16 protein-coding genes, 2 tRNA genes and 1 rRNA gene are annotated in these 17517 nt (G+C 36.3%); 7 read left to right on the forward strand and 12 right to left on the reverse strand.

Going from position 1 to position 17517, the window contains the following annotated elements; genetic code table 11:
- Positions 1-156 precede the first annotated feature (156 nt).
- Both AAGD72_RS00850 and AAGD72_RS00855 read right to left on the reverse strand, forming a co-directional pair.
- A complete protein-coding gene (locus AAGD72_RS00850; RefSeq protein ID WP_264719070.1) occupies positions 157-558 on the reverse strand; it encodes a DUF1284 domain-containing protein in 402 nt (133 codons plus the stop codon).
- Complete coding sequence (locus tag AAGD72_RS00855) at positions 555-1082, reverse strand: biotin transporter BioY (RefSeq protein ID WP_341814893.1); 528 nt, start codon at positions 1080-1082, stop codon at positions 555-557. The genes AAGD72_RS00850 and AAGD72_RS00855 overlap by 4 nt, the downstream gene beginning before the upstream one ends.
- An 85-nt stretch (positions 1083-1167) precedes the next feature.
- Between AAGD72_RS00855 and AAGD72_RS00860 the strand changes: the two genes are divergently transcribed.
- Together AAGD72_RS00860 and dapF are read left to right on the forward strand one after the other, a co-directional pair.
- On the forward strand, positions 1168-1755 hold the full coding sequence (locus AAGD72_RS00860) for a nitroreductase family protein (protein ID WP_341814894.1): 588 nt from the start codon (positions 1168-1170) through the stop codon (positions 1753-1755).
- Positions 1736-2524 carry a diaminopimelate epimerase gene (dapF, locus tag AAGD72_RS00865; RefSeq protein WP_341815104.1) on the forward strand — a complete coding sequence of 263 codons (789 nt, stop codon included), beginning with the start codon at positions 1736-1738 and terminating at the stop codon, positions 2522-2524. Before AAGD72_RS00860 ends, dapF begins: the two co-directional genes overlap by 20 nt.
- A gap of 8 nt (positions 2525-2532) precedes the next feature.
- Here the strand turns inward: dapF and sucD are convergent, their stop codons facing one another.
- The 4 genes from sucD to AAGD72_RS00885 form a co-directional block, all read right to left on the reverse strand.
- The gene (gene sucD / locus AAGD72_RS00870; RefSeq protein WP_015589444.1) at positions 2533-3408 is read right to left on the reverse strand and encodes a succinate--CoA ligase subunit alpha; all 876 of its coding nucleotides are present in this window, start codon (positions 3406-3408) and stop codon (positions 2533-2535) included.
- A gap of 3 nt (positions 3409-3411) precedes the next feature.
- Positions 3412-4563, reverse strand: a complete 1152-nt coding sequence (gene sucC / locus AAGD72_RS00875) for an ADP-forming succinate--CoA ligase subunit beta (RefSeq protein ID WP_341814895.1) — start codon at positions 4561-4563, stop codon at positions 3412-3414.
- 37 nt (positions 4564-4600) lie between these two features.
- Positions 4601-4801, reverse strand: a complete 201-nt coding sequence (gene rpsU, locus AAGD72_RS00880; protein ID WP_006279819.1) for a 30S ribosomal protein S21 — start codon at positions 4799-4801, stop codon at positions 4601-4603.
- Positions 4802-5000: 199 nt separating this feature from the next.
- Positions 5001-5074: transfer RNA gene (locus AAGD72_RS00885), tRNA-Pro, on the reverse strand.
- 158 nt (positions 5075-5232) lie between these two features.
- Between AAGD72_RS00885 and AAGD72_RS00890 the strand changes: the two genes are divergently transcribed.
- Positions 5233-6022 (forward strand): IS5 family transposase gene (locus tag AAGD72_RS00890; RefSeq protein WP_341814566.1). Its coding sequence is split into 2 segments (ribosomal slippage): positions 5233-5493 and positions 5495-6022, totalling 789 coding nucleotides; the frame shifts between segments, so codons are not numbered across the junction.
- Positions 6023-6157: 135 nt separating this feature from the next.
- Here the strand turns inward: AAGD72_RS00890 and AAGD72_RS00895 are convergent.
- From AAGD72_RS00895 to hemF, 5 genes are all read right to left on the reverse strand, one after another.
- Positions 6158-6844, reverse strand: a complete 687-nt coding sequence (locus AAGD72_RS00895; protein WP_006279818.1) for a 16S rRNA (uracil(1498)-N(3))-methyltransferase — start codon at positions 6842-6844, stop codon at positions 6158-6160.
- Between the two features lie 28 nt (positions 6845-6872).
- Positions 6873-6944: transfer RNA gene (locus tag AAGD72_RS00900), tRNA-Glu, on the reverse strand.
- A 152-nt stretch (positions 6945-7096) separates the two neighbouring features.
- Positions 7097-7886 (reverse strand): IS5 family transposase gene (locus AAGD72_RS00905; RefSeq protein WP_341814578.1). Its coding sequence is split into 2 segments (ribosomal slippage): positions 7097-7624 and positions 7626-7886, totalling 789 coding nucleotides; the frame shifts between segments, so codons are not numbered across the junction.
- A gap of 36 nt (positions 7887-7922) precedes the next feature.
- Positions 7923-9089 (reverse strand): hypothetical protein, encoded by a 1167-nt coding sequence (locus AAGD72_RS00910; RefSeq protein WP_341814896.1) that lies wholly within the window; start codon positions 9087-9089, stop codon positions 7923-7925.
- Positions 9090-9170: 81 nt separating this feature from the next.
- Positions 9171-9995, reverse strand: a complete 825-nt coding sequence (hemF, locus tag AAGD72_RS00915) for an oxygen-dependent coproporphyrinogen oxidase (protein ID WP_341814897.1) — start codon at positions 9993-9995, stop codon at positions 9171-9173.
- A gap of 160 nt (positions 9996-10155) precedes the next feature.
- On the opposite strand from hemF, the gene AAGD72_RS00920 reads away from it, so the two are divergent.
- From AAGD72_RS00920 to AAGD72_RS00930, 3 genes are all read left to right on the forward strand, one after another.
- Positions 10156-12636 carry a response regulator gene (locus AAGD72_RS00920; RefSeq protein WP_341814898.1) on the forward strand — a complete coding sequence of 827 codons (2481 nt, stop codon included), beginning with the start codon at positions 10156-10158 and terminating at the stop codon, positions 12634-12636.
- A 90-nt stretch (positions 12637-12726) separates the two neighbouring features.
- The gene (locus AAGD72_RS00925; RefSeq protein WP_006280226.1) at positions 12727-13569 is read left to right on the forward strand and encodes a ParA family protein; all 843 of its coding nucleotides are present in this window, start codon (positions 12727-12729) and stop codon (positions 13567-13569) included.
- The gene (locus AAGD72_RS00930) at positions 13566-14417 is read left to right on the forward strand and encodes a ParB/RepB/Spo0J family partition protein (RefSeq protein WP_213863303.1); all 852 of its coding nucleotides are present in this window, start codon (positions 13566-13568) and stop codon (positions 14415-14417) included. The genes AAGD72_RS00925 and AAGD72_RS00930 overlap by 4 nt, the downstream gene beginning before the upstream one ends.
- 812 nt (positions 14418-15229) lie before the next feature.
- On the opposite strand, the gene AAGD72_RS00935 is transcribed toward AAGD72_RS00930, so the two are convergent.
- Positions 15230-15844: a hypothetical protein gene (locus AAGD72_RS00935; RefSeq protein WP_006279813.1), complete on the reverse strand. Its 615-nt coding sequence runs from the start codon at positions 15842-15844 to the stop codon at positions 15230-15232.
- 154 nt (positions 15845-15998) lie between these two features.
- On the opposite strand from AAGD72_RS00935, the gene AAGD72_RS00940 reads away from it, so the two are divergent.
- Positions 15999-17503 (forward strand): 16S ribosomal RNA (locus AAGD72_RS00940).
- The last annotated feature ends 14 nt before the right edge of the window (positions 17504-17517 follow it).

Raw genomic sequence — 17517 nt, forward strand, 5'->3', positions numbered from 1 at the left:
AAGTTTTGAGTCATAAATACCCTTATTATCATAATAAAGGGGCTGGCGGAGCTTGTCAAGCAAGTTTTTTGTTTCTACTGAATGACAGTTGTGACTTGGGAGGTAGTGCAAGAAGTCTATTTCCACAAAAATGCTTCAATTTATCTTAACATTTTGTCAACTATCTTTATAGGAATGACAATTTAAAAGGGCATTTTTACATATTCCATATGGCTGCCAGTTGCACCCCTCGCATGCGTACTCGAATTTCTTTAAAGACATTTTCTCCCTAATCTTTTTTACCGCTTCACTCCAGGTCAAAGTCTCGCCAATTTTAATTCCTAAAATTTCCATATGCCTTCTATCTAGCTCTAAAACTTTAGCTTGTTCGGTGCATTTACCTTGTTTAGTCTGATTTGGACAAGCACTACAAATACTATCAAGGTTACCAACTACTTCGATTTGAGTACTAATTACTTTGCTTGCTATCTTTTTATAATTTTCTATAAAATCCCGAGAATACCCATATCCCCGAAACGCGAGGGTGCACATAAAATGATGAGGGCGAAATTTTATCATTTTTTCAAATATTGCAAAGCTGCTACAAGTAGAAAAATTTTTATCAAACCAGGAAGGATAAGTGGTAAAACACCCACCATTATTGCTTGTTCCAGACCCAAGTAAACAGCAAGCCAACTAACACCACAAATAAAGATTACAACTGTACCAGCCAGACAACTTAAAGAATTACATACAAATGATTTATACTTAGAGTTCAGTAATTCATTTACTTTGCTCATTACCATAACAGCAGCTAAACAGCCAATTAAATATCCACCGGTTGGTCCAAGAAGAGCGTGATAACCACCAGAAAAATTCGCAAGAACAGGCAATCCTGCTGCACCAAGTGATAGATATGTAAGCACAGAATAGAATGCTGTTCTGCGGTTAAATTTAAGCCCAATAAGCATTACTCCTAAAGTTTGCAATGTGATAGGCACAGGCTGCAATGGTATGCTTATTTGAGCCATCAAGAATAAAAGTAAAACGCAAGACAATATTTCAGCCAGTGTTGATCTGCTGCTAGATTGTGTTATAAACATACCTTCCCAATAAAAATAACTTATTAAATGTAATATATGTGTATGAGAGGTTTTGCAATTTAAATTTTGCTTATATTGTGCTACAATGCATTATTTATGCACTATTAAATTAAAAATGATGAGTAAACAAGATCTATTATCGTTGATGAAAGCAAGACACAGCGGACGTTCATACGATCCTACAAGAGCAATATTTCAGGAAGACATGGATATTTTAATGGAAGCTGTAAGGCTGACTCCCTCATGTTTTGGTGATGAACCCTGGAGATACGTAATATGCAACAAACAGAACAATCAAAGCGCATGGGAAAAGCTGCTAAATTGCCTTGATGAATCTAATCAAAAATGGGCAAAAGATGCACAAGTGTTAATCATATCTTTAAGTGCTAAAAACTTCCGTAAACAAGGTAAAGGAGAAAATCTTTGGGCTAATCATGATACTGGTGCAGCAAATTATGGACTTATGTTACAAGCTGCAGTTATGAACTTAATGGCCCATCAAATGGGTGGATTTGATAGAGATAAAATAGTGAAAGAGTTCAATATACCCAATGACTTTAACGTAATGTCAGTGATAGCGGTTGGTTACGAAGAAGAGGGTGCTGAAACAAGTAAGAAGAAAAGAAGGCCAATAGAAGAAATATTTTTTTATGATGAGTGGCCAAAATTCTGAAAATTTTATCAAAATGCACGGCACTGGTAACAATTTCGTTATCATAGACTCACGTTCAACAAACAATTTAGACTGGAACCATAGACAAATTGCTGATCAAAGCAGTTGTGATCAAGTGATAATTATAACAATGTCTAATGCTGCAGACTGTTTGATGCATATCTATAATGCTGATGGCAGTCGAGCTGAAATGTGCGGAAACGCAGCACGCTGTGTTGGATATTTGATAATGTCAGAAAAAGGTGCTGAATACTCCATTATTGAGCTAACAAGCAAACGCATTTTAGAGTGTTTTAAAGTGGGTGATAAATCCATAAAGGTTAACATGGGTAAACCTTTGCTAAAATGGCATGAAATTCCCTTGTCTACTGAGTGTGACACTCTTCACTTACCTATAGAGCTTGAAATGCTAAAAGATCCTGTTGCAGTAAATATTGGCAATCCTCACATAGTTTTTTTTGTTGATAACATAAGTGAAATACCATTGCGAAATTTAGGACCAAAGCTAGAAAATCACGCATTATTTCCTCGGAAAATTAATGTTAGTATTGCACAAGTTGAAAAGTCTGGAGAAATAGCTTTAAGAGTTTGGGAAAGAGGTACAGGCATTACTGCATCATGCGGTAGTGCAGCCTGTGCAGCACTTGTTGCATCCACACTACGTGGATATCTGGTTGCCCAACAGACTTCAGTAAATTTACCAGGAGGCAAGTTATTAATCGAATGGGCAAATAACGTATTCATGACCGGTGATATAGGGTTTTTGTGACCCTAATTCTAGTGATGCATTACTTCCAATACCTTCTTACCAATTACTGCAGGGGTTTCAGCAATTGCAATCCCGGCACTCCGCATAACTTCTAGTTTTGCACCAGCACTTCCACCGCTGGAGGAGATGATTGCTCCAGCGTGTCCCATACGTCTTCCTGGAGGTGCCGTTTGGCCTGCTACAAAACCAACGATTGGCTTTTTAGTTTTTTCTGTTTTCACAAAATGTGATACATCTTCTTCTTCGTTTCCACCTATTTCACCAATAACTACAATACCATGAGTATCGTCATCTTTTAAAAAGAGCTCCATACAGTCGACAAATGTCATACCATGAATTGGATCCCCCCCAATTCCGATACACGTGGATTGACCAAGACCAACAGCGGTTGTTTGTGCTACTGCCTCGTAAGTTAAAGTTCCGGAGCGAGACATAATTCCTATGTGTCCACGCTTATGGATATGGCCAGGCATAATTCCTATTTTGCATTCTTCAGGTGTAATAATTCCCGGACAGTTGGGACCAATCAATCGACTTTTTGAGCCGATAAGCGCACGCTTAACTTTCACCATATCAAGTATAGGAATGCCCTCTGTAATACAAATTATCAATTCTATTTTTGCATCTATTGCTTCAAGTATTGCAGCAGCAGCAAATTTAGCAGGTACATATATAACTGTAGCATTTGCACCGGTTTTTTCTTTGGCTTCTGCTACAGTATTAAAAACCGGTAAATTAAGGTGAGTGCTACCACCCTTTCCAGGAGTTACACCTCCCACCATTTTCGTTCCGTAATCAATTGCTTGCTCTGAATGAAATGTGCCTTGTGCACCAGTAAAACCCTGGCATATTAATCTTGTATCTTTGTTTACTAAAACGGACATGCTTTATTTTACCTCTTTTACTATCTTTTGTGCAGCATCACCCAGTTCATCTGCAGCAATAATATTTAATCCTGACTCTTCTAAGATTTTTTTTCCTTCTTCAAAATTAGTACCTGATAATCTAACCACTAGAGGAACTTTAATGCTCATTTCTTTTGCAGCCGCAACAATTCCACTTGCGATAATATCGCAACGCATTATACCACCAAATATGTTAACCAGAATTCCTTTTACGTTGCTATCAGACAATATGATTTTAAATGCTTCAGTTACAGTTTCTTTACTCGCTCCACCACCAACATCCAAAAAGTTAGCAGGCTCTGCTCCGTAGTATTTTATTATATCCATTGTTGCCATAGCAAGACCTGCACCGTTTACCATGCAACCAATACTGCCATCCATTTTGATGTAACTGAGCCCATATTTTGAAGCCTCTATCTCTTCTTTCACTTCTTCATCATAATCACGAAGTTCCATAATTTCTGGGTGACGATATAAAGCATTGTCATCGAAATTAATTTTCGCATCGAGCGCAATAAAATCTCCAGAGTTTGTTTCAACCAGTGGATTAATTTCAATTTGGCTCGCATCAGTTGCAATAAACGCATCATATATATTTTTTGCAACATTTGTTATTTTTTCTATTTGTTCTGGACTCAAATCAAAACTGCTGCTTAACTTGCTGCTATCAAAACTTGTAGCAGAATCAATATCAAATTTCACAATTTTTGCAGGAGAATTTTTTGCCACTTCTTCAATGTCCATTCCACCTTCTGAGGAAAATATGAATATTGGCCTACTGAGCTTCGGGTCGATTACCAGGCTTAAATAATACTCTTTCTTAATGCTTGAGCCTTCTTCAACGTACACTTTTCTTATTTGCTGCCCGCTTGGCCCTGTTTGATGAGTAACTAAAGTCATACCAATCATGTCCTTTACAAACTGTTGAGCTTCTTCAACTGACTTTGCTAGCTTTACGCCACCGGCTTTACCCCTACCACCTGCATGAATTTGAGCTTTAACTACAAACACGTCAGATTTTAATTGACTTACTTGAGTCTTTACTTCTTCCGCAGATGTAGCAACAAAACCTTTTGGCACTGGGACATTAAATTTATGCAAAACTTCTTTCGCTTGATATTCGTGAATATTCATAAAATAACCAATGATAAACTATTAACCTGAATACAAACTACCAACCATAACGCTGCCTTCTGCACTCTTGTTGGTACCTCTTTTTTTTAGCTTCAGCTTTCTTTTTAGCTCTTTTTTCTGATTTTTTTTCATGATATTGTTTTTTCATTTTCAACCCTCTTCCTTCCTTTTGAATTGTTTTTTTCAATACTGGAAGAGCTCTGTCTACATCACCATAATGGACTGATACTTCTATCAAACTCTATACCTCCTTCGGTAATCATTTCAAAATCTATTTATAAATTAGAAAATTAACATTGTCAATTATTTTATAAACTTGAGCGTTAAAATATAATATGCCACAATTTACATGGTAAATGATGTCATTCCAGTGTCAGCTACTTGCTTACTGATGGAGATTGCTCTTATATTGCAGCGTTTTTACAATCGTACTAACATCGGGGCGGAGAGATTTGAACTCCCGACCCTTTGGTCCCAAACCAAATGCGCTACCAGGCTGCGCTACGCCCCGACTTCTTTACTCAGAGTATCAATAACTCAGGCAAAATGCAAGATTCATTTGTTTACTTTAGAAAAAATATAATATGAGATTTAATATTATCTTAGAACCTGTTTAAAATCTCGGAGAGATGAGGTAAAATAGTGGTAGATTAAGAATGAGGTATATCTATGCGTAAAAATTATCCAAGTGATATGAGTCGAGAGCAATTTGAAAAAATCAGACCAATACTAGAGAGTAGCAGGAAGAAAACGAGACCAAGAAAACTTGATTTGTATGATGTATTTCGTACAGTGTTATACGTCCTAAAAAGTGGTTGCCAGTGGAGAATGTTGCCAAAAGATTTTCCAAGGTGGGAAAGCGTATATTACTATTTTCAAATGTGGAATAAAAAGAATGGAGAAGAACCAAGTTTGTTGGAATTAGTTTTAAAAAAAATTGGTTGGAGAGATCCGTATCAACAATGGTCGGAAAGAGAAAACTAGCTTCTGTATAATTGATGCTCAAAGTGTTAAAAACACAGATACTGCTGAAAAAAAGGGCTATGATGCAGGTAAAAAGATTTCAGGCATAAAGCGTCATATTGCAGTTGATACTCAAGGTCTACCACATGCAATTTATGTAACAACAGCAGAAGTAACTGATCGTAGTAGCGCTGTAAGAATGGTTGAAAATGCTAAAGATACCCTTTCTGAAGTCAAAAATATATTGGTTGATGCAGGCTACACAGGAAAAATTTTTGCAACCCAAATAAAAGATATTATTGGTGCAACTGTTGAGGTAATAAAGCGCAGTGAATTACATTCTTTTGTTGTATTGCCAAAGAGATGGGTTGTTGAGCGTTCTTTTGCTTGGTTAGAAAAGTGTAGACGGCTATGGAAAAATTGCGAACGTAAACTCAATACCAGCTTGCAAATGATTGTCCTTTCCTTCATTTCTCTCCTATTACGAAGATTTTAAACAGGTTCTTAGAATATGTTTTTTATTAGCTCCTCTTTAACAACAGACTGCTTCGTAGAAAGTCTACAGGGTTTTTGTGCGCGCAACACTGAACCAGATTTCTTTATGACCCAAACCTTAGTCATATTTAAAAATCTAGCTACACCAATTGGTGAAAGTGAGTGCAGCAACTACAGCAGTATCGACCCTTAAAATTCTTTTTCCTAGACTCAATTTTTGACAAAACTTATCGGCAAGATCAAGTTCATAAGATGAAAAACCACCTTCAGGGCCAACAATAATAGCAACATTTTTTTTGCCTTTCAGCACTTTGTCAGCTTTACCTGTTTCATCACACAAAACAAAATTTTTACTCTGGGAATCAGGTAACTCACAAAAGTTAATAGGAGGCAAAATCTCTGGTATACTTATCCTACCTGATTGTTCCGCTGCTTCGATTGCTTGTAATTTTGCTCTACTTAGGTTAATATTTTTTACCACTGTACGTTCCGTTGAAATAAATTGAATGCAGATTACTCCCATTTCAGTTGCCTGTCTTACTATGTTGTTCAAAGCAGCACTTTTTACCATGGCACAATACAGGTATAAATTTTCCTCATATTGCTGTTGTTTAGTGCATTCTTTGGGTGTAACTTCTGTCAATTTACGCGATATATTCACTACTTCTCCTAACCATTCTCCATCTTTTCCATTAAAAAGAGAGAGATTATCATACTTCTTAAGCCGCATTACATTGCAAATATAGTGACTTTGTTGTGGATTAAGTGCTAAACTCACGCCTTGTGATAAAGCTTCTTCAACATAGAGCCTAATTTTTCCCATTCAAAACTTTAATTATATTCTACTTGAGTGACTCTTACGGGATTTGAACCCGTGTTACCACCGTGAAAGGGTGGTGTCCTAACCACTAGACGAAAGAGTCAACTTGAATCTAACTAGGTTATATCGATTACATATATAAAGTCAATTCAATTATTTTGAATCACATAGTTAGAGGGATATATCAGTAATCTTATATCGACAGCCTCCTATTACTCCATGCTCAATACTCACTGAACCTATCTCAGAACCTGTTTAAAATCTTCGTAATAGGAGAGAAATGAAGGAAAGGACAATCATTTGCAAGCTGGTATTGAGTTTACGTTCGCAATTTTTCCATAGCCGTCTACACTTTTCTAACCAAGCAAAAGAACGCTCAACAACCCATCTCTTTGGCAATACAACAAAAGAATGTAATTCACTGCGCTTTATTACCTCAACAGTTGCACCAATAATATCTTTTATTTGGGTTGCAAAAATTTTTCCTGTGTAGCCTGCATCAACCAATATATTTTTGACTTCAGAAAGGGTATCTTTAGCATTTTCAACCATTCTTACAGCGCTACTACGATCAGTTACTTCTGCTGTTGTTACATAAATTGCATGTGGTAGACCTTGAGTATCAACTGCAATATGACGCTTTATGCCTGAAATCTTTTTACCTGCATCATAGCCCTTTTTTTCAGCAGTATCTGTGTTTTTAACACTTTGAGCATCAATTATACAGAAGCTAGTTTTCTCTTTCCGACCATTGTTGATACGGATCTCTCCAACCAATTTTTTTTAAAACTAATTCCAACAAACTTGGTTCTTCTCCATTCTTTTTATTCCACATTTGAAAATAGTAATATACGCTTTCCCACCTTGGAAAATCTTTTGGCAACATTCTCCACTGGCAACCACTTTTTAGGACGTATAACACTGTACGAAATACATCATACAAATCAAGTTTTCTTGGTCTCGTTTTCTTCCTGCTACTCTCTAGTATTGGTCTGATTTTTTCAAATTGCTCTCGACTTATATCACTTGGATAATTTTTACGCATAGATATACCTCATTCTTAATCTACCACTATTTTACCTCATCTCTCCGAGATTTTAAACAGGTTCTCAGATTTAGGAGCTAATTCTAATTGTTGTTCAACTTTTGTATCGGAATCATAGCCAGAATCGTAGCCAGAATCTCTACGCTCATATTTCTGCCTTATTTCTTCTACACTAAAGCCAGCCTTGGTCTTAATTTTTTGATCATTAGTCTGTTGCTGACTTATCGACTTATTAGCACTTAGCTCATTTAGCTTCACTTGCCAATCATTCACTTTATCTTGCACTAACCCATGGCAAGTTCCAGAATTAGCTTTTATGTCTTTTGCTTTTCTTTCTGCTCTTTTCTTGGACAAATCTACCCTAGCATAAATAGGTTCTGACGACTGTTCTGGCTCTTTCTGTTTTAGGCTAGTAGGCTTTTTTTGTTCTGAAAGATCATCTATAGTGCAATAAATAGGTTCTTCTGATATACTCAAATAACCACTATCTTCCAATGATAAATTTTCAGTGGATTTTTTATGTGAATCATATATTTCAGCATAAATAGATTCTTCTGATACACTCAAATAACCATTCTCCCCTAATGAGTTACTAACCTTAGCATCATACACCTCAGCGTAAATTGGCTCTTTTGAAGGCAAAGCATCATAATTAGTGCTCTTTGGCTTATACTCAAAAGTTCTAGGAGGTTTTTGAGGTGGTATTACATTGTTGTTCATCTCAGCGTACATAGTTATTGGCTCATATTCAGAGGTTCTAGGAGGTTTTTGTTGTATAGCTTCAACATTCAAATCATCTGTAGAATAATACTCTGCGCCTTTTCCTAGTAAAAAGGAAACTGTGGGGTGAAGAATTATCTCTGCTGGTAAGTTTTTCTCACTATCCAATTTTAGATTTTTTGATTCTGCTAAACTCTCAATAACACGAATTATAACATTCTTTCCATTCTCATCTATTGAGTGGATATCAGCTCCACGATTAATCAGCAATTCCATTATTTTGTGATCTGTAGCATGTCCTAAAGCCTGATTTAAAGCTTGATTATTATTTATATCAAATGATCCTGTATTCTTGAGAGACATAGTCTTTGAAAAGAATTTTCTAAAACTATTTAATGCATCATAGAGAATTAGAGTCAGTTTAACACCTTTTATGTCATTGTTTTTGACAGATTTAATTAAAAAATTATCTATTATGCCCATGATTATACCCCCTATATAAAAGCTCACTACCATGGTACAATTTTAAACTATGATGATTTATTTTCTACTAATAGCAGCTCTCTATAACCACTTAACAAGTGGTGGCATTGACATCATAATTGCATCTGGATTGCCGTCAGTCATTAAACCAAACCTTGTGCCACGATCGTATAACAGATTGAATTCTACATATCTGCCACGTTTTATTAATTGATTTTCTCGTTGTTCTTTTGTCCAAGATTTTTGTATATGTTTACGTATGATGTGCAAATAAATTTCCAAAAAGACTTCACCTACTGCTTTTGTGAACTCAAAATCATTTTCCCAATTACCAGAACTCAGATTATCATAGAAAATACCACCAATGCCACGCGGCTCTTTTCTGTGTTGTAAGAAAAAATAGTTGTCACATTGCTCTTTAAATTTTGGATAATATCCGGTGTCAAATCTATCACATGTCATTTTGATTGATTCATGAATATACTTGCAATCTTCTTCATTTCTATATATTGGCGTAAAATCCATTCCTCCACCAAACCATTGTTTTGAAGTATATATCAGCCTTGTGTTCATATGCGCTGCAGGGATAAGGGGCGATTGCATATGAGACACTAAAGATATACCGCTTGCCCAGAACTCTCCGTTACTTTCACTTGCACCAGGAATTTCATTGATGGCTGAATCTGCAAATTTTCCGTGTACTTTTGAAACGTTTACTCCAACTTTTTCAAAAACATTACCAAAAATAATTGTAGATTCACCACCTCCACCACCTGGGCGATCCCACTTTCTCTTTTCGATCTTTGGCTCTGCGGATGATTGTTTTTCAATTAATAAGAAAGATTCTATGATCTTATCTCTTAGTGCACAGAACCATTTAAATGCTTGTGTTTTTTGTTTTTCCATAATATCCTCTTGCTAGCTTATTAACATTGTTATATCTGATATTTAAGGAACTTAATTAGATTTGGATGATAATTATCTATCAAAGACGTTAATAAATCTATAATAATTAAATCAATATAATAAAACATTTTCGTATGTACAACAATGCCAAGTAACAATAATGAATAAAAGATACATAGATAACAAAAAAGAGAACAGGGTTGACTTCATACTAAGAAATTATGGAATGTCAATTGTTGTGATGGCAGTTATTATGCTCTTACCTCCAGTAGCAATATCGATACTCTACTTTTTTGATATATATAGTCAGCATATTAATATAGAGATTAATTTATTAGTTAGCATTCTAACAACTCTCTTTATGATGTATAATGTAAAACGCTACAGATACCTACTTAATACTATAGAATTTCAAAATGCAATATTTGCAAATGCACTAAATCATAATACAGAATTTTGCCTTATTTTACATAAAGATGAAGGTATTATTTATGCTGATGCAAGGTTCTACGAAAGGTTTAAAGATCATATAGATGATGACATTACGTTAGACAAGATTCTTGAAATAGGAGATGTTTCAGAAGCAGACAAAAAAGTACTCTATCATGCACTAAAAAATAACTCTTCTGTACAGGTATGCATTTCCTTAAACAAGAAGAATAGAGTATCTAACTTTCTTTTGCTCTTTGAGCCGATACCAGATAATCCCCAAATTGCTATAAATGGTAATAAGATTTTAAATTTATCATTAGTGCCAATAGCAAGGCCAGATGGGTATTTTGTATTAAAAGCAACACAGATAAACAAGGAGCAGATATATGAAGAGTTAATAGAAAAACACAGCATAGGAACTTACATTGCAAATGCCAAAGGGGTGATTTTATCTGTAAATAAAAGATTTTTAGACATATTTGAACTAAAAAAACTGGAAAAAGGTAGCTCAATCAGTGATTTTATATCTCAATCTAAATATAACAATACAACAACCGATAATGAAATTTTGTTTTTTACTATAAGTGGTATTCCATTCAAGGCTTATATGAGCACTGCTATATTTTGTGATAAATACAACCATAGCTATATATATGGCTTTATAACACCAACCGAATCAAATATTGTTGATTATCAATTACACCCTTGTTTTGCAAATTCATCAATTGCTATTGCACAATGTGACATAAACGGCAACTTTGTAAAGAAAAATACGGCACTAATAAAGCTTGCAGGGTCAGATAATAATTCAATCTTTACGTTGATATTGGATAGTTATCATGTGAAAATACGTGAATATTTTTCGAGTAATAGAATAAATAATGCGTCTTTTGATGTACAGCTCAACGGCGGTAATAACATAAAAATATATTTCAATAAGTTTCTTCATAATAAAATGATCTTCATACTTTGTTATTTTATTGACAATACTGAACACAAAAACCTAGAGATAAAGCTTGAGCATTATCAAAAGATGCAAGCTATAGGGCAGTTAGCAGGTGGTATTGCGCATGATTTCAACAATATATTGACTGGGATAATAGGATTTTGCGATTTGCTTTTACTCCAACACTCAGCTGGTGACCCATCTTTTGGAGATATAATACAGATACAGCAAAATGCAAAGCGTGGATCAAATTTAGTAAGACAATTGCTTGCTTTCTCAAGAAGACAGACCTTGCAGCCAAAAATTATTGATGTAAATAATACTATAGCTAATCTTTATGAAATGATAAAAAGATTAATAGGTGAAAATATAAAATTTAATATTTATTATGGTAGAGACTTGGGTGCTGTTAGGGCTGATCAAGGGCAATTAGAGCAAGTTATACTTAACTTAGCAGTCAATGCTAGTGCTGCTATGGAAAAGGGCGGAGAATTAACTATACGAACCTTTAATCAAAAGATTGACTCATTAAATTCTACACCTCAGGATATGTTTTCTCCAGACAAGGAAGCGATTGAACATGGAAATTATGTTGTGATTGAAGTAATTGATACTGGATGTGGAATGACGAGTGATACAACTGAAAAGATCTTTGATCCATTTTTTTCTACCAAAGATATTACCTCTGGTACAGGTCTTGGCCTCTCTACTGTATATGGCATTATTAAACAAACTGAAGGATACATCTATGTTGCTAGCAAAGTAAATCATGGAACTAAATTTAGCATATTTTTGCCCATGGTTTACATATCAGATGAAAATGATAGAGAGGAAGATAGTGAAGAAACAGAAAAACCGGTAGTAAGTGAAATTAAAGGTAATGGTATAATTTTATTAATCGAAGATGAAGATTCAGTAAGGGAATTCATCTCTAAAGCACTCAAAAGAAAAGGATTTGATGTAATAGAAGCAAGCATAGGCAGCGAGGCGCTAGAAATAATCAGTAAAAAAAGTCAACATATAGATCTTATAATCACTGATGTAATCATGCCAGAGGTGAGCGGCCCAGAAATAGTTAAAGAAGCATTGATCCATAGGCCAAATATCAACGTTATTTTTATTTCTGGGTATGCAGAAGATGCTTTTTTAAAGAGTGATGACATCAATATAGAAGATTTTCACTTTTTGCCAAAACCATTCACTCTGAATGAATTAGGAAACAAGGTTCAAAGTGTGTTACACAAAGCAAAAAAGACAGTCTAATTTTAGTGTGGTTAGCAACAAAAAAATTTTCTAATGCAAAAGTTTCTTGCATATATACAATAGAATTATTTTATACATAAGATAAAAGGCGTGAGCAAGATTATTGCAATAGTAAATCAAAAGGGTGGAGTTGGCAAAACCACAACTAGTATAAATTTGTCGACAGCCTTTGCTGCTGTGGGAAAAAGCACTTTATTGGTAGATCTTGATCCTCAAGGAAATGCTAGCACCGGACTCGGGATTTCTTATCGTAGTAGGGAAGAAAAAAACATATACAAAATACTACTAAGCAGCGAAAATAAATTGATAGAATCGGCAATTTTCAATATAAAGGAAATTCCGAATTTATCGCTAATTTCGTCAGTAGTTGATTTGTCAGCTGCAGAAATTGAATTATCGCAACTTGAGCGAGGAAAATTCGTACTAAAAAGCGCATTGGAGAAGATACGCGATAATTATGAGTATATAATCATCGATTGCCCTCCATCACTTGGGCTTCTGACCATAAATGCTTTGACTGCTGCTAATTCTATTATTGTTCCTCTTCAGTGTGAATTTTTTGCTCTGGAAGGATTAAGCCATTTAGTTAAAACTGTGGAGCTAATAAAAAGGAATAACCTAAACCCTTTTTTGGCAATAGAAGGGATAGTGTTAACAATGTATGACAGGCGCAACAAACTTAGTGAGCAGATTAAAAACGATATTTGTCAGTATTTAAATGATAAAGTATACAAAACTATCATCCCATTGTATGAGACTGTTATTCCACGTAACGTACGGTTATCAGAAGCACCTTCTCATGGAAAACCTGCTATTGTGTATGATCTTAAATGTCCTGGTGCACAAGCGTATATAAGTTTGGCAAGGGAAATTTTAAAAAAGCACGCGAGCAGTTGTAAGGAGAAGAAGCTAGTAAGCGAGGGCGTGGTATGAAGGATGATAGACGCCTCGGCAGAGGTCTTGCCGGTCTCATAGGCGATAATTATGATAATAAAGAAGATCGACAAGAGTATTTGCCTATTTCATTACTGCACCCAAGCAAATTTCAACCGAGGAAACATTTTGACGAGGAATCATTAAGAGAGCTTGCAAATTCGATAAAGAAAAGTGGCATTATACAGCCTATCGTGGTACGCAAAGATTCAAATGATGATGGTTACGAAATAATAGCTGGGGAACGTCGTTGGCGAGCAAGCAAGATTGCAAATCTTGATAGTGCACCGGTTATCATAAAAGATCTGAGCGACAAGGAATGCTTGGAAGTATCCATTATTGAAAATATACAAAGGCAAGATATTAATCCAATAGAGGAAGGTGAAGCTTACAGAAAACTGATAGATGAGTTTTTCTATACACATGAGGAATTAGCTTCAGCTATAGGCAAAAGCCGCAGCCACATAACCAATATGATTCGGATGTTGTTGCTCCCTGATAGGGTGAAAACAATGATCAATGAGAAAAAATTGTCTATGGGTCATGCAAGAGCGTTGATTAATGTTGAAAATGCGGAAAGTATTGCAGAAAAAATAGTTTCTCAGGGCTTAAGCGTTAGACAAACTGAAAAACTGATAAAGGACCTACATCAAAACAACAATCAAAAAGAGCAGAGATATACTAGAAATCAAGATATGACAGTAATAGAAGGCGCTATATCTTCTCAACTTGGTTTAAAGATCAAAATTAATGACAACAATTCTAAGGGTAAAGTTATGATACGGTATGATAATCCAAATGAATTGGATTTGATATTGAAAATTTTGAATAGGAAACTTGAGGCATAGCTAGTAGTTGGCTAGCAAAGCAACAAACCAATATCAACTGTTGGTGTCATGAAAGTAGCTGACACTGGAATCAAGGAATTTTATTAAGTTGGTAAGCATAAAAGTATAACTTCTACGTCATACCGCCGCGGTATCCGCCAACAAGCAGCGGGATGACGATTGTCAGGGTAGCTGTCATCCCAGTGCCCTGACTACTTGGATCCAGGAAAAAGAATGGTGTCATCCCAGTGCGTGACACTGGGATGACACCCTAGTAGAAATCGTTTTTGTAATTGCAACATTCGTGCAATCTTTAGCCATAAATATTTAAAAAATTTACCAAATGAAAAAAAAGGCAAAAGAAACCCTGGGGTTATTATCCGCTTTAAAATATTGGCGTTTTTTATGTTTTAAACGCTTGACAAGCAAGATTAAGCTGCTTTTAATTGCAACTAACTTACGCTGCAAATGTTTAAGAAGTTTACTAAGCAGAAAAAAAGACAAAGAATCCCCGAGTTAGCTAGTCTTTTACTATCTCTGTCGAGTATTGGCATTTTTTGATGTCTTGTAACGCTTTATAAGCGCGTTCAGCTTATTTAGATAAAAATCTAGATGTAGATGAAGTTTTGTAAAGACATACAGTATCTATATACTGCAAAAAATTGAACATAAGACGCCGATACATTAAGTAATCCTTACCTTTTAATCTGCAGATTGGCGAAAGCAAATACAATAGCTTCACTATCATGATAAGGGGGCTGGCGAAGGGTGTCAAGTAAGTTTTTTCGTTTCATCCGATGCGCTGCCAAAAGCTATGCAAAAAGTCCAATGAGTTAACTCCCATATATCCTGAGTAATTCTTGTGCATTAGCTTTGATTAGGATAGGGCATTTTCTATCATTTAATAGGGAACGCAATATTTCAGTTGCACCCTTAACGTCGTTATTGTGTATCTTTACTATAGCGATGGCTTCTTGGCTTGAATAAGGGTATACTGTGCTTGATTCTAAATTATCAATTTTATCTTTATTTATTTTTTCACCGTTGGAGTGAAGTAAGCTCATTACTTCTAAATATTGTGCTAACTCACGCAAAACACCAGGAGCATCTTTATCATCTGCCAAATCATTATAAATAGATGCTGTGTCTGTTGGCATTGAATCTGAGATATGATTGAATGCGCGTTCAAAATTTGCTAAATACTCCCAATTTGAATCTATTTCTTCTAGCAGCGGCTTATTATCTTTTTTTAAGAATAATACTTCGTAAAACTTGTCACCTGCAGTTATAGATTGTTTTGTGTTATCAATGTTGCGCAATAAGTATAATGTGATGCCAACTAACATTGGCGCGAGTGCAAGCAGAAAGATGTATTTTTTCATGGTAATATTCCAAATAGTTATATATTTATACATTAATGCTTTTGATTTGCAAAAACATATTGACATAGTGATTATATCACATAATAATGTTCTCAAAGTTGTTTGAATAGTTGGAGATTAAAATATTTCTAAAGTAGAAATAAAGACAGCAGTATTAAGCTAAATTATTTTTTTGTCGGATTTATCCGATGTACCCTCAACCTTTTATAGGTTGAAGTCTAAATTTGAGAGTTTGATCCTGGCTCAGAATGAACGCTGGCGGCAGGCCTAACACATGCAAGTCGAACGGAGTTATATTGTAGCTTGCTATGGTATAACTTAGTGGCAGACGGGTGAGTAATGTATAGGAATCTACCTAGTAGTACGGAATAATTGTTGGAAACGGCAACTAATACCGTATACGCCCTACGGGGGAAAAATTTATTGCTATTAGATGAGCCTATATTAGATTAGCTAGTTGGTGGAGTAATAGCCTACCAAGGCAATGATCTATAGCTGATCTGAGAGGATGATCAGCCACACTGGAACTGAGATACGGTCCAGACTCCTACGGGAGGCAGCAGTGGGGAATATTGGACAATGGGCGAAAGCCTGATCCAGCCATGCCGCATGAGTGAAGAAGGCCTTTGGGTTGTAAAGCTCTTTTAGTGAGGAAGATAATGACGGTACTCACAGAAGAAGTCCTGGCTAACTCCGTGCCAGCAGCCGCGGTAATACGGAGAGGGCTAGCGTTATTCGGAATTATTGGGCGTAAAGGGCGCGTAGGCGGATTAGTAAGTTAAAAGTGAAATCCCAAGGCTCAACCTTGGAATTGCTTTTAAAACTGCTAATCTAGAGATTGAAAGAGGATAGAGGAATTCCTAGTGTAGAGGTGAAATTCGTAAATATTAGGAGGAACACCAGTGGCGAAGGCGTCTATCTGGTTCAAATCTGACGCTGAGGCGCGAAGGCGTGGGGAGCAAACAGGATTAGATACCCTGGTAGTCCACGCTGTAAACGATGAATGTTAAATATGGGAAGTTTTACTTTCTGTATTACAGCTAACGCGTTAAACATTCCGCCTGGGGACTACGGTCGCAAGATTAAAACTCAAAGGAATTGACGGGGACCCGCACAAGCGGTGGAGCATGTGGTTTAATTCGATGCAACGCGAAAAACCTTACCACTCCTTGACATGGAAATTATACCTATTCGAAGGGATAGGGTCGGTTCGGCCGGGTTTCACACAGGTGTTGCATGGCTGTCGTCAGCTCGTGTCGTGAGATGTTGGGTTAAGTCCCGCAACGAGCGCAACCCTCATCCTTAGTTACCATCAGGTAATGCTGGGGACTTTAAGGAAACTGCCAGTGATAAACTGGAGGAAGGTGGGGATGATGTCAAGTCATCATGGCCCTTATGGAGTGGGCTACACACGTGCTACAATGGTGGCTACAATGGGCTGCAAAGTCGCGAGGCTAAGCTAATCCCTTAAAAGCCATCTCAGTTCGGATTGTACTCTGCAACTCGAGTGCATGAAGTTGGAATCGCTAGTAATCGTGGATCAGCACGCCACGGTGAATACGTTCTCGGGTCTTGTACACACTGCCCGTCACGCCATGGGAATTGGTTTCACTCGAAGCTAACGACCTAACCGCAAGGAGGGAGTTATTTAAAGTGGGATCGGTGACTGGGGTGAAGTCGTAACAAGGTAGCAGTAGGGGAATCTGCAGCTGGATTACCTCCTTAGGCTTTGCGCATAA

It is taken from the genome of Wolbachia endosymbiont (group A) of Chalcis sispes, assembly GCF_964026765.1.
GTDB classification, from domain to species: Bacteria; Pseudomonadota; Alphaproteobacteria; order Rickettsiales; family Anaplasmataceae; genus Wolbachia; species Wolbachia pipientis.